Consider the following 25,920-nt stretch of genomic DNA (forward strand, 5'->3'; position numbering starts at 1 on the left):
CGGCCGGTGCGTCAGCCTGGCGTCAGTGGGCGCGACGCTCCGCCGCCCTCAATGCGCCTCGTCCCAATTGCGCCCAACCCCCACCTCGGCCAGCAGCGGCACTTTCAACTGCGCCACGCCCGCCATGAGCCTGGGCACCTCGGCCTTGACCCAGTCCAGCTCCGCTTCCGGCACCTCGAACACCAGCTCGTCGTGCACCTGCAGGACGATGCGCGTGAGCTTGCCCTGCTCGTCCAGCGCCCGCTGCACGGCCAGCATGGCGAGCTTGATCAGGTCCGCCGCCGTGCCCTGCATGGGCGCGTTGACGGCCTGGCGCTCGGCCTCGGCCCGGCGCGGGCCGTTGCCGCCGCGGATTTCCGGCAGGTACAGCCGGCGGCCGAACACCGTCTCCACGAAGCCGCGCTCGGAGGCCGTGGCGCGCGTCTCGTCCATGTAGCGCTTCACGCCCGGATAGCGCGCGAAGTAGCGCTCTATGTAGGTGCGCGCGGCCTTGTTCTCTATGCCCAGGCGCCGCGCCAGGCCGTACTCGCTCATGCCGTAGATCAGGCCGAAGTTGATGGTCTTGGCATAGCGGCGCTGCTCGCTGTTGACGTCCGCCGCCGCCACCCCGAACACCTCGGCGGCGGTGGCGCGGTGCACGTCGTCGCCCTCGGTGAAGGCGCGCAGTAAACCTTCGTCGCCGCTGATGTGGGCCATGATGCGCAACTCGATCTGCGAGTAGTCGGCGCTGGCGATCACGCAGCCCTTGGGCGCGATGAAGGCCTCGCGCACCCGGCGCCCTTCCGGCGTGCGGATGGGGATGTTCTGCAGGTTGGGCTCGTTGCTGGACAGGCGCCCCGTCACCGCCACCGCCTGCGCGTAGGTCGTGTGCACGCGGCCCGTCTGCGGGTTGACCATCGCCGGCAGCTTGTCGGTGTAGGTGCTCTTGAGCTTGGCCAGGCCGCGGTGCTCCAGCAGCCGCGCGGGCAGCGGGTGGTCCAGCGCCAGCTTTTCCAGCACTTCCTCGTCGGTGGACGGCGCGCCGCTGGCCGTCTTCTTCACCGGCGCCAGGCCCAGCTTGTTGAACAGGATTTCGCCGAGCTGCTTGGGGCTGCCCAGGTTGAAGGGCTGGCCGGCGAGATCGTGCACCTCCTGCTCCAGCGCCAGCAGCCGCTGGCCCAGGGCGTGGCTTTGCTTGGCAAGCACCTCGCTGTCGATCAGCACCCCCGTGCGCTCCATGCGCGCCAGCAGCGCGGAGATGGGCATCTCGATCTCGCGGTAGACGTGCAGCAGCCCACTGTCGGCCTCCACCCGCGGCCACAGCGCGCGGTGCACCTGCAGGCACAGGTCGGCGTCCTCGCAGGCGTATTCGGAGGCGCGCTCGATGTCCACCTGCGCGAACGGAATCTGCTTGGCGCCCTTGCCGCACAAGTCCTCGTAGCTCAGGCCGCTGCGGTTGAGGTGGCGCTCGGCCAGGCTCTCCAGCGAGTGCGGCTTGTGCGCCTCCAGCACGTAGCTCTCCAGCAGCGTGTCGTGCACGTAGCCGCGCACCGTGATGCCCACGTTCTCGAACACGTGCAGGTCGTACTTGGCGTGCTGGCCCAGCTTGGGCTTCTTGTCGTCCTCCAGCCAGGGGCGCAGTTTTTCGAGCACCACGTCCAGCGGAAGCTGGTCGGGCGCGCCCGCGTAGTCGTGGCGCAGCGGCACGTAGCAGGCCTCGCCCGGCTCCACCGACAGCGACAGGCCCACGATGTTGGCGCGCAGCGCGTCCAGGGAGTCGGTCTCGGTGTCCAGCGAGCTCAGCGGCGCGGCGTCGATCTTTTCAATCCACGCCTGCAGCGCTTCCATGGTGAGGACGGTCTCGTAGCGCTTCTCGACCGGGGCGCTGGCCGTTTCCATGAGCGTCACCAGGTCGCCCTGCGCGTCGGCGCGGCCTTCCATGGCGATGGCCTCCTCCAGGTCGCGCTTCCAGGTCTTGAAGCCGTAGCGCGTGTAGAAGGCCAGGAGGTCGTCGCGCTGCACGGGGCGCAGCGCCAGCGCGTCCAGCGAGGGCCAGCCGGGCACGTGGGTGGCGAGGTCGCAGTCGCAGCGCACCGTCACCAGGCGCCGGCCCTGCGGCAGCCACTCCAGCGCCTTGCGCAGGTTCTCGCCGGCCACGCCCTTGATCTTGTCGGCCGCGGCGATCACGCCGTCCAGCGAGCCGTGCTCGGCCAGCCACTTGGCGGCTGTCTTGGGGCCGACTTTCTCGACGCCGGGGATGTTGTCCACCGTGTCGCCCACGAGGGTCAGGTAGTCCACGATGCGGTCCGGCGCCACGCCGAACTTGGCCAGCACGCCGGCCTCGTCCAGCCGCTCGTTGCTCATGGTGTTGATGAGCGAGACCTTGGGCGTGACCAGTTGGGCCAAGTCCTTGTCGCCGGTGGAGACGACCACCTCGTGGCCGGACGCCTCGCCCACGCGCGCGAGCGTGCCGATGACGTCGTCGGCCTCCACGCCGCTGACCTGCAGCACCGGCCAGCCCAGCAGCTTCACCACTTCATGAATAGGCTCGATCTGCTCGGCCAGTGCCTCGGGCATGGGCGCGCGTTGCGCCTTGTAGTCGGGGTACCACTCGTCGCGGAAGGTTGGGCCGGAGGCGTCGAACACGCACACCGCGTGCGCCGCGGGCACCTGCTCGCGCAGGCGCTGCATCATGGCCACCATGCCGTGCAGCGCGCCGGTGGGCACGCCGGCGGGGCCGCGCAGGTCCGGCAGCGCGTGGTAGGCGCGGTAGAGGTAGCTGGAGCCGTCCACCAGCAGCAGGGTCTTGTTCTCGCTCATCCGCTGGATTGTCAATCAGCGCGCGGCCTGTGCCATGCGGCCAGGGCGGGCGCAGGCCGGCTCCTACAATGGCGGCATGAACGCCTTCTTCCGCCCTGCCGCGGTGCTGCTGGCCGCGCTGAGCGCGGCGCTGCCGCTGGCCGCCCAACCCGAGGCGGCGCCCGCCGAGCGCCAATTGCCGCCGGAGCCCAACGTGCAGCACGTGGTCGTCCAGGACGAAGGCGTGCGCGTGGAGGAGCTGCGCGTGCGCGGCCAGACCCAGCGCATCCACGTGCAGCCGCGCAAGGGCGCGGCCTACGAAGTGATTCCCGAAAGCGGCGGGCGCGACCCCAGCGCCGGGCCGAGCAGCAGCCGCGGCGCCGTTGGGCAGCGCGTTTGGAACGTTTTCAATTTCTGATCCATGGCCGTCTTCACCGAGGTGTCGTTCGAGGAGGCCGCGGCCTTCGTTTCCACGCTGGACGTGGGCCAGCTCACCGCGCTGCGCGGCATTGGCGCGGGCATTGAGAACACCAACTACTTCGTCTCCACGACCCAGGGCGAATGGGTGCTCACGCTGTTCGAGCGCCTGACCTACGAGCAGTTGCCCTTCTACCTGCACCTCATGCGCCACCTGGCGCAGCGCGGCATCCCCGTGCCTGAGCCGCGCTCGGACGACAACGACCAGATCCTGCACCAGCTCAACGGCAAGCCCGCCGCGCTGGTCAACAAGCTCCCCGGCGGCCACCAGCTCGCCCCCGACCTGCACCACTGCGAGCAGGTCGGCGAGATGCTGGCCCGCATGCACCTGGCCGGCGCCGACTTCCCGCTGGCGCAGCCCAACCTGCGCGGCCTGCCCTGGTGGCAGGAAACGGTGCCGGTGGTGCTGCCCTTCCTCACCGACGACCAGAAGGCGCTGATCACCGAGGAGCTGGCCTTCCAGACGGAGCTGGCCGCCTCTGCCGCCCACGCCGGCTTGCCGCGCGGCCCGGTGCACGCGGACCTCTTCCGCGACAACGTGATGTTCGAGGGCCTGCCCGGCCGCGAGCGCCTCACCGGCTTCTTCGACTTCTACTTCGCCGGTGTCGACACTTACCTGTTCGACATCGCCGTGTGCCTGAACGACTGGTGCCTGGACCTGGACAGCGGCCGCGGCGTGGACGAGCGTGCGGTGGCGTTCGTGGCCGCCTACGAGCGCGTGCGGCCCCTGAGCAGCACCGAGCGGCGGCTGATGCCCGCCATGCTGCGCGCGGGCGCGCTGCGCTTCTGGGTTTCCCGCCTGTGGGACCTGCACCTGCCGCGCGACGCCAGCATGCTCAAGCCGCACGACCCCACGCATTTCGAGCGCGTGCTGCGTGCACGCATCGCCACTCCGTGGCACCCGCAAGGCCAACGCGACGAATGAGCTCCCTGCCGCTGCCCCCTCCGCCCCTGCTGCTGCAAACCCTGCCGGCGAGGCAAGGCGTGTTGTGGGTGCGGCGCGGCTTTGCGCTGTTCATGCGCAGGCCCATGGGCTTCACGCTGCTGTTCCTGTCCTTCCTGTTCGTGGCGCTGTTCGTGATGTCGCTGCCGGTGGTCGGACCCATCGTGGTGATGATGGCGCTGCCGCTGCTGTCGCTGGCCTTCATGGTGGCCACACGCGGCGCGTTGGGCGGCAAGCCGGTGCATCCGGGCCAGTACGTGGAGCTGGTCGGCGGCCGGCAGAAGGCGCGGCGGCGCGAGCTGATCAAGCTGTGCGTGGTCTATGGCCTGGCCACGGCCTTCATCGCGGCCCTGTGCGACTGGGTGGACGGCGGCAGCTTCGAGCAACTGCACGTGGAAATGATGGTCGAGGGCGGCGAGCCCGGCGTGCTGCTGACGGACGCACGGCTGCAGTTCGGATTGCTGCTGCGCGTGGCGCTGACCACGCTGCTGGCGCTGCCCTTCTGGCACGCGCCCGCGCTGGTGTGGTGGGGGCAGCAGGGGACGGCGCAGTCGCTCTTTTCGAGCTGGATCGCCTGCTGGCGCAACCGCGGCGCGCTGCTGGTCTACGGCCTGGCCTGGGTGGTGCTGGTGGTGGCCTTTACGCTGCTGGTGGGCACCGTGTTCGCGCTGCTGGGGGCGCGGCAGATGGCGGGCATTGCGGCGCTGCCGGCGGGGCTGATGTTCAGCTGCGCCTTCTACGTGTCGCTGTACTTCACCTTCAGCGACAGCTTCGGCTGGACGACGACTGCGGCCAGCACGGACCAGCCTAACGACCAGGCGCCGACGAACGGGGCGGCGTGAACGCCGGCAGCAGCGCTGCAGGCATCAGGGCCGGATAGCGCAGCGGACTGACCGCCTCGGCCTTGCGGGCCTGGCGGTCTTTTTGTTGGGATGCACGGCGGCCGCGCGGCGCGGCCTCAGCCGGCAAGCCCAGCGCCAGCCGCGACGCGGCCAGGAAGCTTTCGCTCAGGTAAGCCATGGGAACTGCTCCGGGGGTGAACTGCTGAGTTGGGCGCTGCACGCAAGGTGCAGCAGCGACGGCGGCAGTGTCGGCGCCCGGCATGACGGTCTCATGTCGCGCCCGTGTCGATTTCGTGAAATGGGAGCCACAGGCTGCAACACGGCGGCCGCGACAATTGCGCCCCATGAAATCAAAGTTTTCCCTTTTCGCCGGCCTGCTGGCCGCCTCGCTGCTGTGTTCCGGCTGCGCCGTCGTTTCCGTGGCCGGCGCCGCGGCGGGTGCGGCGATCTCCGTGACCGGGGCCGTGGTGAGCACCGGGGTTTCCGTTACCGGGAAAGTGATTGAGAAGACGGTGGACGTGGTGGCGGGGGGCGACTAAAAGCCTTGATCGCCATCGCCCGCCGTCACGCACGGCCGCGGTAAACCCCTCCCCTGAACCGCCTCCACTCCGCGGCGACGCTCCTTAACAACTTGATCGGCATCAGGCGTGTTTTTCGGTAGATCGGACGGGGCCGAAAAACACGTTTGAAATCAACGGGTTAGAAGTAGAGTATTTCCCGCGCGAGCGGGGATAAACCGTGCCTTTTTGATCGGAACACAACCAGGCCGGTGTATTTCCCGCGCGAGCGGGGATAAACCGAATGAAAGTGGCGTGGCGGGCTTGGTCATAGCGTATTTCCCGCGCGAGCGGGGATAAACCGACGATTGATACCAATTCCAATGCTTTTCTTTAGTATTTCCCGCGCGAGCGGGGATAAACCGCAGGCCAACGCCTCGCAGTGGGTGGCAATCCGGTATTTCCCGCGCGAGCGGGGATAAACCGGCCCAGCGCTCCCAGGTCGTGCCGGTGTTGAGGTATTTCCCGCGCGAGCGGGGATAAACCGCCCAAACTCAGGGTCAAGGCATTGCAGCACCCGTATTTCCCGCGCGAGCGGGGATAAACCGTCATGTCGGCGCTGCATGAGGTGCAAAACCGTGTATTTCCCGCGCGAGCGGGGATAAACCGAAGCGATAAAAAAAGACCCCGGGGCACAAACCGTATTTCCCGCGCGAGCGGGGATAAACCGCCGCTTGACGCCGCGAATCAAAACCTGCACATGTATTTCCCGCGCGAGCGGGGATAAACCGCTGGCCGCCAACGCCCGCAACGTCCTCACCACGTATTTCCCGCGCGCGCGGGGATAAACCGGGATCATCGACGCTGCCGACGCTGTCACGACGGTATTTCCCGCGCGAGCGGGGATAAACCGGAAATCCTAGATGAGGCCGAGCAGCGCACCACGTATTTCCCGCGCGAGCGGGGATAAACCGCGGGTTATTGATGGAGCGGCGGCACTTGCGGCGTATTTCCCGCGCGAGCGGGGATAAACCGTCATCGACATCACCACCCTGGAGCGCCCGCATGTATTTCCCGCGCGAGCGGGGATAAACCGGCTGTGGCGGGTCTGGAGGGCAAGCCGGCGCCGTATTTCCCGCGCGAGCGGGGATAAACCGACAGACACGTTCGGTCCCTGCGGCATCGGCTGGTATTTCCCGCGCGAGCGGGGATAAACCGCTGTCGAGCCAGGCTCTCAACGAACTGCTGGAGTATTTCCCGCGCGAGCGGGGATAAACCGTCATCGGTCCTTCCTTCGGATTTCAAACGGGAGTATTTCCCGCGCGAGCGGGGAAAAACCGGATTACCTTTGGGATTACATCTATATAGACGGGTATTTCCCGCGCGAGCGGGGAAAAACTGTGCCGGCGGATAGAGTCGGGATACACGAACGCTGCAATGCCGCCCGGAAAAACCTTTTGGTGTCAGCCGCAGCCAGTGAGTTGCGCTGACTACTTTGTCATCCCGCACAAGCACAGGGCTGTCCGGGGAAAGTGGACAAGCGCCAGCCGGAGACAGACGCGCAGCGCCCCCGGAAGTCGTCATTCCCGCGAAGGCGGGAATCCAGGCGGCCCCCAAGCCGGCCGTCAGCCCATGGGCCGGCGTCACAAGGTCCAAAAACCGCGTTTTTCCTGCTTTGCCCCTTCGCTCTGGTGTGGGGCCGGATTCCCGCCTTCGCGGGAATGACGAAGTGGGGTGCGAAACGCCTCGGCTTTCAGGCTGCCTGAAAAACCAATTTCTCCGGACGACACTGGACCCTCGCCCGGAGACCGCATTATTTTTTCCAGCCTGTGCTTGGTTGGGCAATGTGCGGTTTATTTCCGCTCGCGCGGGAAATACAAAAATGCCTACCCCGGCCTTCGCCGGGATGACGGTCTGTTCCCCGCGCCAGTGGGAACAAAAGCCCGGCGGCGCTCAATGCGCCAGGGCCGCAGGCGTGTTGAACAGCGCCATGTCGGCGCTGGTCATCAGCCGCTCGATGTCCACCAGGATGAGCATGCGCTCGTCCAGCGAACCGATGGCCATCAGGTGCTCCGCGGACACGTGGGCGTTGAAGTCCGGCACGGGCAGCATCTGCGCCGCGCCCAGCGTGATGACGTCGCACACGCTGTCCACCACCATGCCCACCACCCGGTTGCCAATGCTCAGCACGATCACGACGGTGAATTCGTCGTAGCGCGGCGACGCCAGCCCCAGCTTCACCCGCATGTCCACCACCGGGACTATGACGCCGCGCAGGTTGATCACGCCCATGACGAAATCCGGCGCGTTGGCAATGCGCGTGGGCGCCTCGTAGGAGCGGATCTCGCGCACCCGCAGGATGTCTATGCCGTACTCCTCGCCGCCCAGCTTGAACGCAAGGAACTCACGCCCGGCGCCCTGGGAGGACGGCGGTTGCAAGGCCTGGGCATGCGCGACGCTGGAGCCCGGCACGGGCGTCAATGAAGTGTTTTGCATGTCGGTTTCTCCCGCTCAAAAGGACTGCCAGTTGTCGGTATCGCCGCCGGCTTCGGCCATTTCCGGCCTGGGCAGCGCAGCCGCCGGCTTGGACGTGACCTTGGGCGTGAAGCCCGGCCGCCCCGCCTTGCCCTGCGCCGCTGCGGCGCGCGGCTTCACGGCCATGGCGGGCTGGTAAGGCCTCGCTTCGGACACGAACGCGGCGGCTTCGCCCTGGCCCTGGGCCAGGCGGAACACCGACACCGCCTGCACCAGGCGCTGCGCCTGCGTGCGCAGGCTCTCCGAGGCTCCGGCGCTCTCCTCCACCAGGGCCGCGTTCTGCTGCGTCACCTGGTCCATCTGCGTCACGGCCTCGCTGACCTGCGCCACGCCGCGGCTTTGCTCGGCGCTGGCGCTGTTGATCTCGCCCATGAGGTCGGTCACGCGGCGGATGGAGGTCACCACCTCGGCCATCGTGGCCCCGGCCTCGTTGGCCAGGCTGGAGCCCTGGCTCACGCGCTCCACGCTGTCCGTGATCAGGCCCTTGATCTCCTTGGCCGCCTCGGCGCTGCGCTGCGCCAGGCTGCGCACTTCGCCGGCCACGACGGCGAAGCCGCGGCCCTGCTCGCCGGCCCGCGCCGCTTCCACCGCGGCATTGAGCGCCAGGATGTTGGTCTGGAAGGCGATGCCGTCGATGGTGCCGATGATGTCGGCGATCTTGCGCGAGCTGTCCTCGATGCCGCGCATGGTGTCCACCACCTGCGCCACCACCTGGCCGCCCTTGACGGCCACGGCGGAGGCGCCCTGCGCCAACTGGTCGGCCTGGCTGGCGTTGTCGGCGTTGTGGCGCACGGTGCTGCCCAGCTCGTCCATGGAGGCGGCGGTCTCCTGCAGCGCGGAGGCCTGGTGCTCGGTGCGCTGGCTCAGGTCCTGGTTGCCCTGCGCGATCTGCGCGCTGGCCACGGCCACGCCCTCGGCGTTGCTGCGCACGCTGCGCACCACGTCGGTCAGCGAGGCCTGCATGCTGCCCATGGCGTGCAGCAGCGGGGTGAACTCGTCATTGCGGTCGTCCACGACCGGCACGGTGAAGTCGCCGTCGCGAACGCGCTCGGCCACCTTCTGCGATTCGGCCACGCGGCTGCGCAGGCGGCGGCCGATATACCAGGAAAACGCCAGCAGGCCCGTGGCAATCATCACCACCAGGCTGACCAGCAGGGTGCGCGTGCTTTGCGCCGCCTTTTGAATATCACCCACTTCCGTGCCCAGCAATTGGCTTTGCTTGGCGCGAGCTTCGCTCAGCCATTGCTGCATATGGGTAAAGGTGGGAATGGTCTTGGCCTTCAGCATTTTGAAGGCTTCTTCACGCTGGCCGTCGCGCACCATCTGCAAATTGGCCTCGGCCACCGGCCAGGTGTCCTGCTGCATTTTCAGCCAGATATCGCGGAAAGCGTCTTTGCCGGCCTGGTCGGGAATATCGTTGAGGAAGGCGTTGTCGTTGCGCGTGATTTGCTCGCGCTTGCTCATGATGTCGCGGGCCATGGCCTCGACGTCGTCACGATCGTGCACCAGCATGGCGTGGCGCAGGTCCAGCAGCACTTGCGTCACGCTGAGCTCGGTACTGGCAATGCGCTCAAGCTGCAGCATGCGCACCTCACCGGCATTGGCGGCCAGATGCTCGACACTGCGCAACTGGCTCCAGGACGTCACGGCCAGCGTCGTCAGCGCCAATATGAGCACGGCCGACACGGCATATAGCCGCTGGGATATGCCGAATGAGGAAAACAGGTTCATGTGATTCCTTTGAGGTTTATTTTCCGCGGCTACCTGCGCCCCCGGAAAACCCGCGCGAATAAACACGCAGGGCAACCAATCAAAAGAGAGCCCAGGCTTTGAGAAACAAGCTAATGTCCCGCCGGAGTCGAAAGTAACTGTTACCGCAGTGTCAACTGCCCGTGAACTTATGAACGATTTTTTTGAATTCGATCTATATCGGGCTTGAGCTGTTCATTCTGAAATGGCTCAAGCAAAAAAATATGGAGAATTCGTGGCCGGCGCGCAACAAATTCGATATTGCGCGCCGGCCGCTAAGGTTGTTGTCAGTCAATGGGTGTGAGCTTGGCCACCGACAAGGCCAGCCACTTGCGCCCATGCCGGCCGAAATTCACTTCGGCCCGCGTGTCCTCGCCGCTGCCTTCCAGCGTGACGACCACGCCTTCGCCGAAGCGGTTGTGGAACACGGCCTTGCCCACGGTGAGCCCATGCGAGGGCACGGCCTTCGGGATGAGCTTGGACGGCGCGGGCTCCTTGCGGGCCTGGAACCCGGCCCCGGCACTGGAGCCGTGCTGCCACGCCTGGCGCGGCGTGAAGGACGTGGCGCCCTGGAAGCCGGTGCGCGGGGTGATCCACTTGAGCGCGGCATCCGGCAGCTCGTCGAAGAAGCGGCTCTTGACGTTGTAGCGGGTCTGCCCGTGCAGCAGCCGCGTCTGGCTGAAGCTCAGGTACAGGCGCTTCCTGGCGCGCGTGATGGCCACGTACATCAGCCGCCGCTCCTCCTCCAGCCCGTCGGCGTCGGACAGCGAGTTCTCGTGCGGGAACAGGCCCTCTTCCAGCCCGGTGATGAACACGGCGTCGAACTCCAGGCCCTTGGCCGAGTGCACGGTCATGAGCTGCACGGCGTCCGACCCGGCCTGCGCCTGGTTGTCGCCCGCCTCCAGCGAGGCGTGGTTCAAAAACGCCGCCAGGGGGCTGACGATCTCGCCCGTCTCGGCGTCGGGCAGCAGGTCGGCGCCTATGGCCTCCTCGCCCTCGGGGCGCAGCTCGTCCACGGGCAGCGCGACGGCCTCCTTGCCGAAGCCCTCCTGGGTGACGAAGGCCTCGGCGGCGTTGACCAGTTCTTCCAGGTTCTCGATGCGGTCCTGGCCGTCCTTGTCGGTGCGGTAGAAGTCCAGCAGCCCGCTGGCGTCCAGCATGCGCTTGATGATTTCGCGCAGCGTCAGCCCCTTGGTCTGCTCGCGCAGTTGCAGGATGAGGTGGTTGAACGCCGCGAGGTTGGCGCCGGCCCGCCCGGTGACGGCGCCCACGCTCTGGTGCAGGCTGCGGCCGCTGGCGCGGGCGGCGTCGGTGAGCTGCTCCACGCTGCGCGCGCCTATGCCGCGCGCGGGGAAGTTCACGACGCGCAGGAAGCTGGTGTCGTCGTGCGGGTTCTCCAGCAGGCGCAGGTAGGCCAGCGCGTGCTTGACCTCGGCGCGCTCGAAGAAGCGCAGGCCGCCATAGACGCGGTAGGGGATGCCGGCGTTGAACAGCGCGCTTTCCAGCACGCGGCTTTGCGCGTTGGAGCGGTAGAGCACGGCGATCTCGCTGCGCGCAAGGCCGCCGCGGTGCAGGAGCTGGGCCTCCTCGATCAGCCACTGCGCCTCGGCGTGGTCGCTCACGCTCTCGTGCACGCGCACGGGCTCGCCGGGGCCGGCCTCGGTGCGCAGGTTCTTGCCCAGGCGGCGGCTGTTGCGGGCGATCAGCCCGTTGGCGGCGTCCAGGATGTTTCCGTAGCTGCGGTAGTTGTGCTCCAGCTTGACGATGGTCTGCACGCGGTACTCGCGCTCGAAGTCGGACATGTTCCCGACGCGCGCGCCGCGGAAGCCGTAGATGGACTGGTCGTCGTCGCCCACGGCGAACACGCCCTGGCCGCCGCCCGGGGGCGCAAGCATCTTCAGCCAGGCGTACTGCAGGCGGTTGGTGTCCTGGAACTCGTCCACCAGCAAGTGGCGGAAGCGCTGGCGGTAGTGCGCGGCCAGGGCCTCGTTGTCACGCAGCAGCTCGTAGCTGCGCAGCATCAGCTCGGCGAAGTCCACCACGCCCTCGCGCTGGCACTGGTCCTCGTAGGCGGCGTAGATGGTGACGAGCTGGCGGGTGTGCGGGTCCAGCGCCTCGACGTCGCGCGGGCGCTTGCCCTCTTCCTTGCAGGCGGCGATGAACCAGCTCACCTGCTTGGGCACGAAGCGCTCCTCGTCCAGCTTCATGGCCTTGATGACGCGCTTGACGGCGGAGACGGTGTCGGAGGCGTCCAGGATCTGGAAGCTTTGCGGCAGCCCGGCCTGCTTCCAGTGCGCGCGCAGCAGCCGGTTGCACAGGCCGTGGAAGGTGCCTATCCACATGCCGCGCACGCTCAGGGGCAGCAGCGCGGTCAGGCGCGCCATCATTTCCTTGGCGGCCTTGTTGGTGAAGGTCACGGCCAGCAGCCCGCCGGGCGAGACCTGGCCGGTCTGCAGCAGCCAGGCGATGCGGGTGGTGAGCACGCGCGTCTTGCCGGAGCCGGCGCCGGCCAGGATGAGCGCCGGCTGCGCGGGCAGCGTGACGGCGGCGAGCTGCTCCGGGTTGAGGTGGCGCAGCAGCGCGTTGGACACCGGGGGCGCACCGGCGGCGGAGGCCGCGGCGGCCTGGTCTTCAGAGAAAAGCGACGGGGAACCCATGTGGCATTCTAAGTAGCCACCCCCTGTTACACGGGGGTTCGCCCCGGGCATTGCATTCGCTACGCAGGGCGCATGGCACCCCTGCTCATAGGCATCTCGGCCAGGATTTACTACCCGCAAGCCCCGCAAGCCGACTCCGGCGGCGTGTTCACGCGCACGCTGCACTACCTGGAGCAGTCGGTGGCGCACTGGATCCTGCACAAGCCGCAAGTGCTGGCGCTGATGATCCCGGCCATCGAGCGCGAGGGCCTGCTGCTGCCGCGCGAGGTGAACCTGGCCGACTACGCCCGCGAGCTGGACGGCCTGGTGTTGCAGGGCGGCAACGACGTCGCCCCCGCCAGCTACGGCGAAGACCCGCTGCACGACGACTGGCACGGCGACCGCATCCGGGACCGCTACGAGATGGCGCTGTTCCGTGCCTTCCTGGCCGAGGGCAAGCCGGTGATCGGCATTTGCCGGGGCTGTCAGCTCATCAACGTGGCCTTGGGCGGTACGCTCTACCAGGACATTCCCACTCAACTGCCCGCCGCCGTGGGCCACCGCGACCTCATGCGCTACGACCAGCAGTTCCACGACATCGCGATCACGCCGGGCTCCCGGCTGTCGCAGCTCTATGGCGGGACGACGCTCGCCGAAGTGAATTCCATACACCACCAGGCGGTGAAGGACCTGGGCGACGGGCTGGAGGTGGAGGCCCGCGGCGTGCCCGACGGCGTGGTGGAGGCCGTGCGCTGGCGCGGGCCGGGCTATGTGTTCGGCATGCAGTGGCACCCGGAATTCATGGCCGGCGACGCGCCCCACCCGCGCCGGCTGGACAGCGAACCCCTGTTGGGCGAATTTTTGGCCGCCGCGGCCGAGCGCAAGGGGCGCGGGCGTTGAGCGCCGCGTCGGGACTGGCGGGGCTGTGGCCCTGGCGGCGCGAGGGCGCGCGCCGCCCCGTGGCGCTGGCGCTGCAAGGCGGCGGCGCGCACGGCGCCTTCACATGGGGCGTGCTGGACGAGTTGCTGCGCCGCAACGACCTGGAGATCGCGGCGCTGAGCGGCACCAGCGCGGGGGCGATGAACGCCATCGTCCTGGCCCACGGGCTGCTGGACGGCGGCACCGAGGGCGCGCGCGAGGCGCTGCACCGTTTCTGGCACGCGGTTAGCGAGCAGATGCCCGCCGGCGCCGTGCGCCCAACGCGCAGCGAGGACGAAGTCCCCAGCCTGCACCCGGCCGCGCAGGCCATGCTGCAGTGGTCCAAGCTGCTGTCGCCCTACGCGCTCAACCCGCTCAACCTCAACCCGCTGCGCAAGCTGCTGTCGTCGCAGATCGACTTCGAGCGGCTGCGCGCCTCGCGCGGGCCGCAGATCTTCATTGCCGCCACCAACGCCAACACCGGGCAATTGCGGCTGTTCAAGCGCCAGGAGCTGACCGTGGAGATGGCGCTGGCCTCGGCCTGCCTGCCCATGCTGATGCAGGCCGTGGAGATTGACGGCGAGCCCTACTGGGACGGCGGCTACGCGGCCAACCCGGCGCTGCTGCCGCTGGTTTGCGAGACGGACGCGCCGGACTTGCTGATCCTCACGCTCAACCCGCGGGTGTTCGGGGCGCTGCCGCGCACCGTGTCGCAGATACAGCACCGCGCGCTGGAGATCGGCTTCAACGCCTGCTTCCTGCACGAGCTGCGCTGGCTGCAGCAGTTGCAGGTGCTGGCGCGCCAGGGCGCGTGGCGCGGCTGGGGCTGGCGCCGGCGCGTGGCGGCGCTGCGGGTGCACGTGATCGAGGCCGACGAGCAGCTTGCCGGGCTGCCCATGCACACCAAGATCATTGCGCATCGCCCTTTCATGGAGGCGCTGCGCGACCGCGGCCGCGCCCATGCGCAGGTGTGGCTGGCCAGCCAGGGCGAGGCCATAGGCCAGCGCTCCAGCGCCGACCTTGCGGCCTTGCTGGGCGACGGGGCTTTGCCGATGGGCCCGCTGGGCTCGCCTGCGTAGAATTCGCCACCGGGCCCAAATTTTTGGAGCCCGGTTTTTTGTGTCCGCACCGTCCTGGCTGACGGCTTCGCGGGCACCGCCGGGCTCCAGGTCAAGCGCTCGCAGCCATTGGGCCGCGCACTGCATCAACGCGCCGCCTCTGGAACGACTTCTGGAGCCTTACTTTGGACATCTTCGACTACGACAACGTCCTGTTGCTGCCGCGCCGCTGCCGCGTGGAAAGCCGCGCCGAGTGCGACGCCTCGGTGGCCTTCGGCCCGCACCGCTTCAAGCTGCCGGTGGTGCCGGCCAACATGAAGACGGTCATCGACGAGCGCATCGCCGCCTGGATGGCGCGCGAGGGCTACTTCTACGTGATGCACCGCTTCGACCTGGACAACGTCGCCTTCGCGCGCGCGATGCGCGAGCAGGGGCTGATCGTCTCCATCTCCTCCGGCGTGAAGGAGGCCGACCGCGCCGCGATCGACCGGCTGGCCGCCGACGGCGTGGGCGCCGACTACATCACCATAGACATCGCCCACGGCCACGCCGACAGCGTGCAGCGCATGATCGGCTACATCAAGGAGCGGCTGCCGCAGGCCTTCGTGATCGCCGGCAACGTGGGCACGCCGGAGGCGGTGATCGACCTGGAGAACTGGGGCGCCGACGCCACCAAGGTGGGCATCGGCCCGGGCAAGGTGTGCATCACGCGGCTGAAGACGGGCTTCGGCACGGGCGGCTGGCAGCTCTCGGCGCTGAAGTGGTGCGCGCGGGTGGCGACGAAACCCATCATTGCGGACGGCGGCATACGCCACCACGGCGACATTGCCAAGAGCGTGCGCTTTGGCGCGGCGATGGTGATGGTGGGCTCGCTCTTCGCCGGCCACGAGGAGAGCCCGGGCCGCACGGTGGAGGTGGATGGGCAGCTCTTCAAGGAGTACTACGGCTCGGCCTCGGACTTCAACAAGGGCGAGTACAAGCACGTGGAGGGCAAGCGCATCCTGGAGCCCGTGAAGGGCAAGCTGGCCGACACGCTGCGCGAGATGCGCGAAGACGTGCAAAGCTCCATCTCCTACGCCGGCGGGCGCGAGCTGCGCGACCTGCGCAAGGTGAACTACGTGATCCTGGGCGGGGAGAACGCGGGCGAGCACCTGCTGATGTGACGGCGCCGGGGCCGGGAGGCCCCCCACGCAATAACGGGCTCAGGACGGCGCTTGGCCGCCGTCCAATTCCAAGGCGGCCAACTGCTCCAGCAGGCTGGGCAGCGCCGTCTGCACCGTCTGCCACACCACCGCCAAATCGATGTCGAAATAGCCGTGTGCGAGGCGGTTGCGCATGCCTTTCATGCTGCGCCAAGGCACCTGCGGGTGCAGTTCGGCGAATGCCGCATGCTCCAGGAGCACCTTGGTCGCGGCCTCGCCAATGATGAGCAGGTTGAAGATGACGGCCTGCTGCGTGCGCTTGTCGGCGAAGAAACCGGGCTCGGACAGACCTTTGACGTAGCTGCAGGCCAAGCCTGCGGCCTCAGCCATGTGCGCCACGTAATCAGCCAGCCGCTGCCCACTCATACGCCGTGCTCACACGGGTCGGGCCCGCGACAGCACCTCGTCGCGGAATTTGGCAGGCAGATCAGCAGGCGTGAGCACGTCCACCGGCACGCCCAGCAATTCCTCCAGTTCGACTTGCAGCCCCCCCAGGTCGAACAGGGTGGCGCCAGGCAGTGCGTCCACCAGCAGGTCGAGGTCGCTGCCCTCGGTATCCCGCTGCTCCAGCGCGGAGCCGAACACCCGCGGGTTGGCCGCGCGGTGGCGCAGCACCGCCGCGCGCACGGCGGCCCGGTGATGTTCGAGAGCGGTGGACGGTTTCATGCCGGACATGCTTTGAAAACCAGGAATCGGGATTGTGCCGGCCGGCCGCGCCACGGTTCATGCGGGCGGCCTGGCCGCATTGCGGCTTATTCCTCCGCCTGCCCCTCGCGTGAGGACGTCGCGAACACGTAGGCCACGGCGATGCCGGCGGACCAGTTCTCGCGCTGGCGCACCAGCGGGCTGTCGACGAAGGAGGCGCCGCGCAGCGTGTCCCAGCGCGCAAAGCCCGCCACCCACCACGGGCCGAAGCGCCGCGAGGCCACGCCCTGCAGATAGCCGCCCGCACGGCCGCCGCCGGGCTGGTAGGCGGGGCGGTCCGGCGTCGCCTCCGAGGCCGACACCTTGTAGAAGACCTCGTTGTAGCGGCGGTCCTGCGCCACCAGCGCGCCGTAGAGCGCCGTGCGCCAGCCGCCGGCCTGGGGCAGCGACAGGCGCAGCTGCGGCGTCGCCATCCAGCCCTTGAAGCCGCCCTCGCTGCCCACGCCCAGCGCGGCGCGCACGGGCAGGCGCAGGTCCAGTTTCCAGTCGTCGCCGCGCGCGGCGGTCCAGCTCACCAGCGGGCCCAGTTCCACGATGGTGGGCAGATCCGCCATGCCGCGGCGCGCCACGTTGTCGCTGCTGCGCGTGGGCGGCGTGCCGGAGAGGCTCAGGTCCACGTCCAGCCGGTCGGTCTGCAGCAGCACGGCGCGGGCGCCTTCGCGGTCGGCGCGCAGGATGGGGCCGCGGTAGACCACGTAGGGCAGCGGCAGCGTCCAGGTGTGCGACTGGTCGGCGCCGCGGTAGTGCGGCAGCCGCAGCACGGTGGCGCCGGCGCCCAGCTCCCACAGGGGCAGGTCGCCGTCATCTGCCATGCACGGCGCGGCGATGCCGGCCAGCACGGCTGCGGGAACGAGGGCACGCAGGAATCTCACAGGCTTCATGGCGTTGGGCGAAGGGCGGAAATGGTGTCCGGCCGATGATCGCATTCGCCCAGGGCCTGCCCGCGCAAGGCGCAACTCCCCGTGGAGCGCGCCCAACGCGCTCAGCTCACACTCAGAACGACGCTGAAGTCGTGGAGCGGCTTGCAACGGACACCTTGCCCGGCAGGGGATTCAGTGACGCCAGCCGCCCAAGCAGGCGCGGCCAATCCTGCCCACCGCTGTTTCTGCCCAAGCGCACGATCACCATGTCCTGCTCAGGCGCGACAAAAATATATTGACCATAAAGCCCCTGGGCAAAGAAATTCGGCCCCGGATGGATGGGCGGCATAGGCTTGAAACCGGCCGCAGGCTGACGGCGCCACTGCCAGGTATAAAAAGTCCCGCTCGGCACATCCACATTCCATCGCGAAACCATATCCTGCCCTGGATGCTCACGCACCTCGATACTCTGATCCACCCAGTCGGCCGGCACGATTTGACGACCATTGAAAAAGCCGCGATTAAGAAATACCAACCCTATGCGCGCATAATCCCGCGGCGTGGCATTCAGGCAGCAAAAAGCCTTGGGAATTCCTTTTTCGAAACTGTCCAGGCTCCAGCTCGCGTCGGCGGCGGCACCCATGGGTTGCCACAATTTATCCTGCACGTAACGCGCCAGTGGAATACCGGTGGCCCGTTCCAGCACCATCGCCAACAGTTGGGTGTCGGCATTGCTGTAATGGTAGGTTTCGTCGGCGGGCCGCTCGATCCTCAGGCGCCGCACATAGCTCGCCAGGTCTCGGGTCAGGTAAAACCGCGCCGGGTCGCCCCAGGGCATGCGCGAGTCGTCCTTGAACGCAATGCCGCTGCGCATTTCCAGCAGGTGACGCAGCCGCACCTGGGCATAGCGCGGGTCCTGCGCCAGCAATTCCGGCAGATAACGCGTGACAGGATCTTCAACACTTGAAATTTGACCCTCGTGCTGCGCAATACCTACCAGCGCAGACACCACGGATTTTGCCAATGAAAATGAGGCCACCAGGCTGTCCGGTCGAAAGCCCTGAAAATATCGCTCATAGACGATGCGACCTTGCTGCACCACCAGGAACGCCACGGTATTGGTGCGCTCCAATAAATCTTCCAGCGCTTCCCTTGCAGGCAATTTTGGAACGTGCAGGGCACGCTCAGTTTGGGCCGACAACTCCACCACCGGCAATGCATGCTTGATGGGCGCGTTATTGAAATGCTGAAAGTCGGTGATGGTGGCGCGCTGCTGAAGCAGCATCCAGCCCGGGACGTCGGCACATCCAGCCAATATCGCCATCCCTGGCAACAGGAACCGCAGCAGACGCCAGTGACGCATAAGTACCGCCCATCCGCGTTGATGGCCCCACCTTAGATTGGGCAGCGGTATTGAGGCAATGGCCGCAGCGGCGGCCCCCTTGAGCCTGGAGGCGTGGGAATACCCGGACTGCATGGGCAATCACCCTGCTGTGCAATGAATGCGCAGAGCGCGCCCGGCAAGAGCCGCGGCGCTGCGCGCATGGGCCCGTGCCTCAGTCGTTTTGTCGCACGCCGATGTGCCAGCGCACCAGATTGAGCCGGCCCCCTGAATCACCGGACACGGTCTATCCCTTATCTTTGAGACGGGAGAGAGACTGTGAGTACGAATAGGCATACAGACACCGTAGAGATAGTCACTACGGTTCAGCGCCGCCGGCGATGGAGCGCGGCGGAGAAGGCAGCACTGGTGCGGCGCACCTACGAGCCCGGGATGTCGGTGTCGCTGGTGGCGCGCCAGGAAGGCATGTCGGCGGGCTTGCTGTCCAGTGGCGGCGGCTGGAGCGCCAAGGCGCACTGACCGCGGTGTCGGCCGGCGAAGAGGTGGTGCCAGCGTCGGAGTTGGCCGCGGCGCGCGCGGAAATCGCCAAGCTGCAACGCATCCTGGGCAAGAAGACGCTGGAAAACGAAATCCTCAAGGAGGCTGTGGAGCACATCAGCGGAAAAAAGCTGATTGCGCGCTCGCCCTTATTGCCCAAGGACGGCCTGTGAAGGGCGTCTGTGAGGCGTTGGGGCTGGCGCGCTCGCACATCCACACTCTGAAGCACCGACCGCCCTGCTGGAGCGATGGCCGCAAAGCACGTGTGCTGGACGACAGCGAACTGGTGGCTGAGATCCGGCAGCAGCTCGCCGAGCTGCCCAGCTACGGCTACCGGCGCGCGTGCGCGCTGGTGAACCGCCAGCGCGTGGCCATGGGTCAGGCGCGCGTCAACGCCAAGCGCGTGTACCGCGTCATGGCCGTGCACAAGCTGCTGCTGCCGCGTGCGCCGCGCCGGCGGCACTCCAGCCGTGCGCATAGCGGCAAGGTGGGCGTGCAGGCCAGCAACACGCGCTGGTGCTCGGACGGCTTCGAGATCCGCTGCGACTCGGGCCAGGTCGTCACGGCGACGTTTGCCAAGGACTGCTGTGACCGCGAAGTCATGGCCTGGCGCGCCTGGGTGGGCAAGGGGCTGCCTGGCGAGCCGGTGCGCGACATGCTCATCGAGGCCGTGGAAAAGCGCTTCGGCGCCGTGGACGCCATCCCGGCGCAGCATGCGCTGGAGTTCCTGTCGGACAACGGCGGGGCCTACACAAGCGCCGACACGCGCAAGATCGCCCGTGCGCTGGGCCTGACGCCCATCCGCACGCCGGTGTGCAGCCCCCAAAGTAACGGTATCGCCGAAAGCTTCGTCAACACCTTCCGCCGCGACTATGTCAGCCGCATGGATCTGACCGACGCGGCAACCGTGCTGGCTCAACTGCCCGCGGCCTTCGAGCACTTCAACGAGGTACATCCCCACTCCAGCCTGAAAATGTGCTCACCGCGCGAGTTCAGGCGGCAACGACGTCAGGCCTTAACCAACGGATAGGCCGTGTCCGGGAATACGGGGGCAAGACCACAGATCACCGAACAACGGGCCGCGCAAATCTATTTAAGTCGCTACCGGCTATCCAACAATTACGTGCCAGAAGAAATGGGCCGCCTGCCGTTCCAGCCTAGCTTTTAGAGACTGTCGGGTGACAGCACGATTTCAGCCACTTGCCCTCCAGACAGTGTCACAGGGCGCATAACAGAACCGCCTTGAATCGAGCCGGCCACCACCCATGTAATTCGCGTGAATACATAAAACTGTCCATCGGCCACGCGATCAAACTTGAAACCACCTTGCGCATCACACGTAGCGGTCTTCACAGCGGCGAACATGTCGTCACGGCCCTTAAATTTAATATCCCGCCCTTGGGCATTATGAAAACCTCCCCTGCTGGTACCGTAAACCTGCGCAGCCCACTCCTTCGCAGCAGCAGTAACCGGCATCATGAAAACAGGCTTACCAGCACAAGTAACGACACCACCGCCCGCCTGCCGAATGAGAGCGCTGCCCTTGACGTTGTTTGATCCTTCTTCCAACTGCTTCCTAGCAGCCTCGGCATCAAATGGCGTCACAAAGCGCACCACCCGATTTGCGGAGCAACCAGCCAAAGCCGAAACAGCAAGCACCAAAGCAAAATATTTATAATTCAAGCTCATCCCCTCAATTTCAAGCCAAATATACTGCGACCGATTGAATTACTATTTCAACACAACCCTATCCCCACCGCTGCTGACCCACGACAAATCCTTTGGATATATTCAATGAATATGGAGCCACAGAAATCACTCTGGCATTCTGCTCACATTCCATAGCTGCGGCGCTCTCAGATCAAAGCCTGCAGAGGACCTGCCGCCATGAGCGGCGGACAGCAATTCGCGCATAAGGCGTCGCGCACCCAAGAACTGCGCGCGCCGGCCAGGCGTGCTGATAGCCCCAAGCTCCGAGGTCGACAGCCACAGCGGCACGTCGCCGACAGCTGCCTGAGGTGGTAGCGCCCGCAGCGCTAGCCAGACCGGCTGCGCCACCTCGCTCAGTCAGCCACCTTGGCGTAAGTGCCCTTGAGCGCCACGCCGATGATGACGGCGCCGGCATGGCACTCGTAATCGGTCGGGCTGCTGAAGGCGTCCTTCTTGTAGTAGCTGACGATGTCGATCACGGCATTCGCACCTTGCTGCTTGGCCTTTTCCTGCAGCGCGATAAGCGCCGAAAGCGCCGCCCACTTGCAGCCGAAGACATCCTCCTTGCCCACCCCATTGGTCTTGCGGTTGGTGACGTCGTCGCCGTACTTTTCCAAAACCTTGGGCGTTTTCTGGCCCTTCAGATAGAACTTTACCGACCCGTCAAGTTTGCCCTGGGCTTCGGGCATGGACAGCACGTCCTCGAAGGGCAACTTGTACTCGGTGTCGCGGGCCAGGGCGGGCACGGTGGTGACAACGCACAGGATGGCAACGGCCAGGGTCTTGAACAGGTTCATGGCTTTACTCCCAATTGCTTTTCTCATGGTTGAGGACTCCTCCATTCTCGCCCGGTGCCGGGCCGGGTCACGCCGCCCAGCGCCTGAAAATCAATGACGTGTTGATGCCGCCGAAGGCGAAGTTGTTGCTCATCACGACGTCCGTCTGCAGCGACCGGCCCTCGCCGATGATGTGGTCCAGCGGCGCGCAGCGCGGGTCCACCTGCTGCAGGTTGAGCGTGGGCGCGAACCAGCCCTCGCGCATCATCTCTATGCTCATCCACGCTTCCAGCGCCCCGCACGCGCCCAGCGTGTGGCCCATGTAGCTCTTGAGCGAGCTGATGGGCACGCGCTCGCCCAGCACTTCGTTCGTGGCCGCAGCCTCGGCCACGTCACCCTGGTCGGTGGCGGTGCCGTGCGCATTGACGTAGCCGATGGCCGTGGGCGGCAGCCCCGCGTCCTGCAACGCCATGCGCAGCGCCTGCGCCATGGTGTGCGGCTTGGGGTGCGTCACGTGCGCGCCATCGCTGTTGGTGCCGTAGCCCAGTACCTCAGCGTAGATGCGCGCGCCACGCGCGAGCGCATGTTCCAGCTCTTCCAGCACCAGCGTGCAGGCGCCCTCGCCCAGCACCAGGCCGTCGCGCTCGGCGTCGAAAGGGCGTGGCGTGAGATCGGCCTGGTCATTGCGCACGCTGGTGGCGAACAGCGTGTCGAACACCGCCGCCTCAGTGGCGTCGAGCTCCTCGGCGCCGCCGGCCAGCATCGCCACCTGGCGGCCCCAGCGTATGGCCTCGAACGCGTAGCCGATGCCCTGGCTGCCCGAGGTGCAGGCGCTGCTGGTGGTGACGATGCGCCCGGTGATGCCGAAGAACACGCCGATGTTCACCGCCGCCGTGTGCGACATCATCTTGATGTACGTGCTGGCGTTGATGCCCTCGGTGGTCTTGTCCTTGATCATGCGGCCGAAGTCGCCGATGGCCGCGGGCGTGCCGGCCGAGGAGCCGAAGGAGATGCCCATCCCCCCGCTGCGCAGCAGCGCGTGACCCAACAGCCCGGCGTCCTGCAGCGCCAGCTCGCTGGCGCGCGTGCCCATCACGGCCACGCGCCCCATGCTGCGCGTGGACTTGCGGTTGTAGTGCGCGGGCAATTCGAACGCCGGCACCGGCACGCCCAGCCGGGTGTGCAGGCCCTCGTACACGTCCCACTCCTGCATGCGGCGCACCGCATTGCGGCCACTGCGCAGCCGCTCGCGCACCGTGGGCCAGTCGTGTCCCAGCGGGCTCAAGGCCCCCATGCCCGTGACGACCACGCGCTTCATCCCACCATCCCCCCATTGACCGAGATCACTTGCCGCGTGATGTAGGCCGCGTCCGGCCCCATCAGAAAGGCCACCAGCGCCGCCACCTCCTGCGGGCGCCCCATGCGCCGCAGCGGGATCAGCTTCATCGCCTCGTCCAGCACCTCGGCCGGCACCATGTCGGTGTCTATCAGCCCGGGCGCCACGCAATTGACAGTGATGGCCCGCTTGGCCAGCTCGATGGCCAGCGCCTTGGTCGCGCCGATGATCCCGGCCTTGGCCGCGCTGTAGTTGGTCTGGCCGCGGTTGCCCACCAGCCCCGACACCGAGGCCAGCGTCACGATGCGCCCCGGACGGCGGCGCTGCACCATGGGCATCACCAAGGGGTGCAGCACGTTGTAGAAGGCATCCAGGTTGGTATGCACCACGCGGTCCCACTCCTGGCCGCTCATGGCCGGGAAGGCGTTGTCGCAAGCGATGCCGGCGTTGCACACCACGCCGTAGGGGGCGCCATGGGCCTGCACATCGTCCAGCAGCACTTGCGCCGCCGCCGCCCGGTCGGCCACGTCGAAGCACAGCGTGCGCGCTTGGCGGCCCAGCGCGCGTACCTCCTGGGCCGCCTGTTCCAGCGCGGGCGTGGTGCTGCGCCCGTGCAACACCACGTCGTAGCCCTCGCGAGCCAGACGCAAGGCAATGGCCTGTCCAATACCCCGGCTTGATCCTGTCACCAGGACGGTGCGCTCCTCGGCGCAGCTCTTGTCCATGAAACTTCCTCTTTCTCTTGTTCCTTGGGCCGTGCCCGGAGGGCTCATCGCGGCTCTTGCACGGTGACTGCCGCGGCGCCGGGCGGCAGCGCCGGCTCCTGCGGCGGCTCTTGCGCGGGCTCGAACACCGACACCATGGCCGTCGCCAGCAAGGCACCGTCGCCGGCGGCCTGGATGCTGCAGCTGAACTGGCCCAGCCCGTTATCGCCGATCAATTCGCAGCGCACTTCGACGCGCAGCGTGCTGCCGCCGGCAAAGCTGTCGCAACGCGCGGCATAGCGCCGGCTGCCCAGCAAATAGCCCACGCGCGGCGCACCGCCGGCACGCGCCGTGCGGGCGCCGGCCCAGGCCGCCACGGTCTGCGCCATGTACTCGATGCCCACCCACGCAGGCACCCGCGCGTCGCTCACGAACAGCCCGTCCAGCGGCACGTCCACCTCCGCGACGGCGTGTTCCTCGTCGGCCACCAGCACGCGGTCGATCAGCCTCATGGCACCGCGGTGCGGCAGGTAGGCATCAAGCGCGGCACCCTGGATGGGATTCATGTCAGGCTCCTGCGAACAGCAGCGCGGCATTGCTGCCGCCGAATGCAAAAGAATTGCTCAGCACGTGGCGCGGCGCGCGGCCCAGCGTCTCGCCTGGCGCCGCCAGGCACAGCGGCGGCAGCGCCGGATCGCGCTGCCCGTCCCACCAGTGCGGCGGCAGCCGGCCCTGCGGGTTGTCCACCAGCGTCAGCCAGGCGATGGCGGCCTCGATGGCGCCGGCGGCCGCCAGTGCGTGGCCGGTGAGCGGCTTCGTGGAGCTCACCGGCGTATCCAGCCCAAGCAGCTCGGCCACGGCGCGGCTTTCCATGGCGTCGTTCTGCGGCGTGGCGGTGCCGTGCAGGTTGAGGTAGTCCACCGCCTGCGGTGCCATGCCCGCACGCTGCAGCGCCTGGCGCATGGCCTCGACGGCACCGCGTCCGCTGGGCTCGGGCGCCGACATGTGGTGGGCGTCCGAGCTCTCGCCCCACCCCGCCAGCCGCACCGGTCCGGGCTCGCGCGTCATCAGGAACAGCGCCGCGCCCTCGCCGATATTGATGCCGCAGCGGTTCACCGACATCGGGTTGCAGCGCTGCGCCGCGACCGACTCCAGCGCACCGAAGCCCGCCACCGTCAGGCGGCCCAGCGCGTCCACGCCACCGGCCACGACCGCGTCAGCCAGGCCCGCGCGCAGCAGCCGCGCACCTGAGGCCAGCGCCTTGGCGCCGGAGGAGCAGGCGGTGGAGATCACGTGCGCCGGGCCGCAGGTGCCCAGCTCGCGCGCGAGGAAGGCGCTCGCGCTGCCCATTTCCTGTTGCGCGTAGTCGTAGTCCGCGGGCCAGTCGCCATGGCTCAGCCGCCGGCGCGCCGCGGCATCGCCCTCGGCAACCCCGGCGGCGCTGGTGCCCAGCACCACCGCCACGCGGCGTGGGCCAAAGCGCGCGATGGCGCCCTCCACCGCCGTGCGCAGCTCCTGCAGCGCCGCGGCCAGCAGCGCGTTGTTGCGGCTGCGCAGGGCGCGAGGCAGCGCCTCGTGCAGCGCCGGCAGCGGCCCGGGCACGCAGCCCAGTGCCAGCATGCGCCCGGGCGAACAGGCTTCGGTGGGCGACACGCCGCCGGGCTCGGCAGCCCACAGGCCCGCGCGCAGCGCCTGCACGCCCGGCCCAAGCGCGCTCACCACGCCCAAAGCGGCCAGATACACGGCGGGGCCACTCACGGCGTTGCCTCCTGCAGATCCTGCGATTCGATCAACAGCCGGTAGCCCGCACGCAGGTGCACCAGCGCCAGCCGATGCGCGTCCTGGCGCCGCACCTCGATCACCGGCTCACCACTGCGGCACAGGCGGCGCAAGCCCGGCGCCTCTTCCTGCAGCGTCCAGCCCGGCGGCAGCGCCGCGCGCAGCGCCGGCACCGGCCACAGGGCCAGTTGCAGCTCGCTGAGCACGCGCTCGCCCGCCACCTGCGCGGGCCACCACGCGGCCCGTTCCTGGCGCAGCTCGCGCCCGTCCCAATCCAGCCGCGCCACGGTGCGGCCCAGTGCCAGCAGCGCCACGCGCACAGCCTGAGCGTCGGCCTCCAGCAGCACCTCCATGCGCTGCGGCTCGCGGCCTTCGACCTCCACCGTGATCTGCTGCTGCTGGTTCAGGCTGCCGCCCAGTGCCGCCGGCGGCAGGCGCAGCAGCGGCTCCGTGTCCGGCGCCGTGGCGCAGCCACCCAGCACGGCCGCCGCCAGCACGGCTGCGGCTGCGCGCCAAGCGCGGGCAAGGGACAAGAC

At 67.7% G+C, this 25,920-nt stretch carries 23 protein-coding genes, 1 pseudogene and 1 CRISPR repeat array; of the genes and pseudogenes, 8 read left to right on the plus strand and 16 right to left on the minus strand.

What is annotated here, in order from left to right:
* Positions 1 to 48: 48 nt before the first annotated feature.
* Positions 49 to 2,799, minus strand: a complete 2,751-nt coding sequence (gene polA / locus SM757_RS22945; RefSeq protein ID WP_322467171.1) for a DNA polymerase I — start codon at positions 2,797 to 2,799, stop codon at positions 49 to 51.
* Positions 2,800 to 2,875: 76 nt separating this feature from the next.
* Here polA and SM757_RS22950 point away from each other — a divergent pair, with 76 nt between their 5' ends.
* Genes SM757_RS22950 through SM757_RS22960 form a run of 3 tightly spaced genes read left to right on the plus strand, consistent with a single transcriptional unit; the run spans position 2,876 to position 5,040 of the window.
* Complete coding sequence (locus tag SM757_RS22950) at positions 2,876 to 3,196, plus strand: DUF2782 domain-containing protein (protein WP_084267699.1); 321 nt, start codon at positions 2,876 to 2,878, stop codon at positions 3,194 to 3,196.
* 3 nt (positions 3,197 to 3,199) lie between these two features.
* Positions 3,200 to 4,180, plus strand: a complete 981-nt coding sequence (locus tag SM757_RS22955) for a homoserine kinase (protein ID WP_322467172.1) — start codon at positions 3,200 to 3,202, stop codon at positions 4,178 to 4,180.
* The gene (locus SM757_RS22960; RefSeq protein WP_157119103.1) at positions 4,177 to 5,040 is read left to right on the plus strand and encodes a BPSS1780 family membrane protein; all 864 of its coding nucleotides are present in this window, start codon (positions 4,177 to 4,179) and stop codon (positions 5,038 to 5,040) included. The genes SM757_RS22955 and SM757_RS22960 overlap by 4 nt, the downstream gene beginning before the upstream one ends.
* Here the strand turns inward: SM757_RS22960 and SM757_RS22965 are convergent.
* On the minus strand, positions 5,006 to 5,218 hold the full coding sequence (locus tag SM757_RS22965; protein ID WP_066339187.1) for a hypothetical protein: 213 nt from the start codon (positions 5,216 to 5,218) through the stop codon (positions 5,006 to 5,008). The genes SM757_RS22960 and SM757_RS22965 overlap by 35 nt on opposite strands.
* A 166-nt stretch (positions 5,219 to 5,384) precedes the next feature.
* Between SM757_RS22965 and SM757_RS22970 the strand changes: the two genes are divergently transcribed.
* The gene (locus tag SM757_RS22970) at positions 5,385 to 5,579 is read left to right on the plus strand and encodes a hypothetical protein (RefSeq protein ID WP_066339188.1); all 195 of its coding nucleotides are present in this window, start codon (positions 5,385 to 5,387) and stop codon (positions 5,577 to 5,579) included.
* A gap of 171 nt (positions 5,580 to 5,750) precedes the next feature.
* Positions 5,751 to 6,938: a CRISPR direct-repeat array (repeat unit 29 nt; unit sequence GTATTTCCCGCGCGAGCGGGGATAAACCG).
* A gap of 552 nt (positions 6,939 to 7,490) precedes the next feature.
* Here the strand turns inward: SM757_RS22970 and SM757_RS22975 are convergent.
* From SM757_RS22975 to SM757_RS22985, 3 genes are all read right to left on the minus strand, one after another.
* A complete protein-coding gene (locus tag SM757_RS22975; protein ID WP_322467173.1) occupies positions 7,491 to 8,033 on the minus strand; it encodes a chemotaxis protein CheW in 543 nt (180 codons plus the stop codon).
* A 15-nt stretch (positions 8,034 to 8,048) separates the two neighbouring features.
* Entirely contained in the window at positions 8,049 to 9,803 is a 1,755-nt protein-coding gene (locus SM757_RS22980) for a methyl-accepting chemotaxis protein (RefSeq protein ID WP_322467174.1), read from the minus strand.
* 305 nt (positions 9,804 to 10,108) lie between these two features.
* Positions 10,109 to 12,478 carry a UvrD-helicase domain-containing protein gene (locus SM757_RS22985; RefSeq protein ID WP_322467175.1) on the minus strand — a complete coding sequence of 790 codons (2,370 nt, stop codon included), beginning with the start codon at positions 12,476 to 12,478 and terminating at the stop codon, positions 10,109 to 10,111.
* A 72-nt stretch (positions 12,479 to 12,550) separates the two neighbouring features.
* On the opposite strand from SM757_RS22985, the gene SM757_RS22990 reads away from it, so the two are divergent.
* The 3 genes from SM757_RS22990 to SM757_RS23000 all read left to right on the plus strand — a co-directional run bounded on the left by SM757_RS22990 (position 12,551) and on the right by SM757_RS23000 (position 15,596).
* On the plus strand, positions 12,551 to 13,357 hold the full coding sequence (locus SM757_RS22990; RefSeq protein ID WP_322467176.1) for a gamma-glutamyl-gamma-aminobutyrate hydrolase family protein: 807 nt from the start codon (positions 12,551 to 12,553) through the stop codon (positions 13,355 to 13,357).
* Positions 13,354 to 14,454, plus strand: a complete 1,101-nt coding sequence (locus tag SM757_RS22995; protein WP_322467177.1) for a patatin-like phospholipase family protein — start codon at positions 13,354 to 13,356, stop codon at positions 14,452 to 14,454. Before SM757_RS22990 ends, SM757_RS22995 begins: the two co-directional genes overlap by 4 nt.
* Positions 14,455 to 14,618: 164 nt before the next feature.
* Positions 14,619 to 15,596, plus strand: coding sequence for a GMP reductase (locus tag SM757_RS23000; protein ID WP_066342098.1), 978 nt, complete (start codon positions 14,619 to 14,621; stop codon positions 15,594 to 15,596).
* 39 nt (positions 15,597 to 15,635) lie between these two features.
* Here SM757_RS23000 and SM757_RS23005 read toward each other — a convergent pair whose 3' ends face one another.
* The 4 genes from SM757_RS23005 to SM757_RS23020 all read right to left on the minus strand — a co-directional run bounded on the left by SM757_RS23005 (position 15,636) and on the right by SM757_RS23020 (position 18,677).
* Positions 15,636 to 15,965 (minus strand): HepT-like ribonuclease domain-containing protein, encoded by a 330-nt coding sequence (locus SM757_RS23005; protein WP_444979092.1) that lies wholly within the window; start codon positions 15,963 to 15,965, stop codon positions 15,636 to 15,638.
* Positions 15,966 to 16,010: 45 nt separating this feature from the next.
* Complete coding sequence (locus SM757_RS23010) at positions 16,011 to 16,301, minus strand: nucleotidyltransferase family protein (protein WP_066342096.1); 291 nt, start codon at positions 16,299 to 16,301, stop codon at positions 16,011 to 16,013.
* 86 nt (positions 16,302 to 16,387) lie between these two features.
* Positions 16,388 to 17,221, minus strand: coding sequence for a MipA/OmpV family protein (locus SM757_RS23015; RefSeq protein ID WP_322467178.1), 834 nt, complete (start codon positions 17,219 to 17,221; stop codon positions 16,388 to 16,390).
* A gap of 112 nt (positions 17,222 to 17,333) precedes the next feature.
* A complete protein-coding gene (locus SM757_RS23020; RefSeq protein WP_322467203.1) occupies positions 17,334 to 18,677 on the minus strand; it encodes a serine hydrolase domain-containing protein in 1,344 nt (447 codons plus the stop codon).
* Positions 18,678 to 18,860: 183 nt separating this feature from the next.
* Here SM757_RS23020 and SM757_RS23025 point away from each other — a divergent pair.
* Positions 18,861 to 20,109: pseudogene (locus SM757_RS23025) on the plus strand (IS3 family transposase).
* A gap of 134 nt (positions 20,110 to 20,243) precedes the next feature.
* Here the strand turns inward: SM757_RS23025 and SM757_RS23030 are convergent.
* The 7 genes from SM757_RS23030 to SM757_RS23060 all read right to left on the minus strand — a co-directional run bounded on the left by SM757_RS23030 (position 20,244) and on the right by SM757_RS23060 (position 25,917).
* Positions 20,244 to 20,768, minus strand: coding sequence for a hypothetical protein (locus SM757_RS23030; protein ID WP_322467179.1), 525 nt, complete (start codon positions 20,766 to 20,768; stop codon positions 20,244 to 20,246).
* 374 nt (positions 20,769 to 21,142) lie between these two features.
* The gene (locus tag SM757_RS23035) at positions 21,143 to 21,586 is read right to left on the minus strand and encodes an excinuclease ATPase subunit (protein WP_322467180.1); all 444 of its coding nucleotides are present in this window, start codon (positions 21,584 to 21,586) and stop codon (positions 21,143 to 21,145) included.
* A 67-nt stretch (positions 21,587 to 21,653) separates the two neighbouring features.
* A complete protein-coding gene (locus SM757_RS23040; protein ID WP_322467181.1) occupies positions 21,654 to 22,883 on the minus strand; it encodes a beta-ketoacyl-ACP synthase in 1,230 nt (409 codons plus the stop codon).
* Positions 22,880 to 23,626 (minus strand): 3-oxoacyl-ACP reductase FabG, encoded by a 747-nt coding sequence (gene fabG, locus SM757_RS23045; protein ID WP_322467182.1) that lies wholly within the window; start codon positions 23,624 to 23,626, stop codon positions 22,880 to 22,882. The genes SM757_RS23040 and fabG overlap by 4 nt, the downstream gene beginning before the upstream one ends.
* Before the next feature lie 44 nt (positions 23,627 to 23,670).
* Positions 23,671 to 24,171 (minus strand): ApeP family dehydratase, encoded by a 501-nt coding sequence (locus SM757_RS23050; protein ID WP_322467183.1) that lies wholly within the window; start codon positions 24,169 to 24,171, stop codon positions 23,671 to 23,673.
* 1 nt (position 24,172) lies between these two features.
* Positions 24,173 to 25,363 (minus strand): beta-ketoacyl-ACP synthase, encoded by a 1,191-nt coding sequence (locus SM757_RS23055; RefSeq protein WP_322467184.1) that lies wholly within the window; start codon positions 25,361 to 25,363, stop codon positions 24,173 to 24,175.
* Positions 25,360 to 25,917 (minus strand): DUF3261 domain-containing protein, encoded by a 558-nt coding sequence (locus tag SM757_RS23060; protein WP_322467185.1) that lies wholly within the window; start codon positions 25,915 to 25,917, stop codon positions 25,360 to 25,362. Before SM757_RS23060 ends, SM757_RS23055 begins: the two co-directional genes overlap by 4 nt.
* Positions 25,918 to 25,920 lie beyond the last annotated feature (3 nt).

The sequence above is a fragment of the Azohydromonas lata genome (genome assembly GCF_034427735.1).
Taxonomy (GTDB): Bacteria; Pseudomonadota; Gammaproteobacteria; order Burkholderiales; family Burkholderiaceae_C; genus Azohydromonas; species Azohydromonas lata.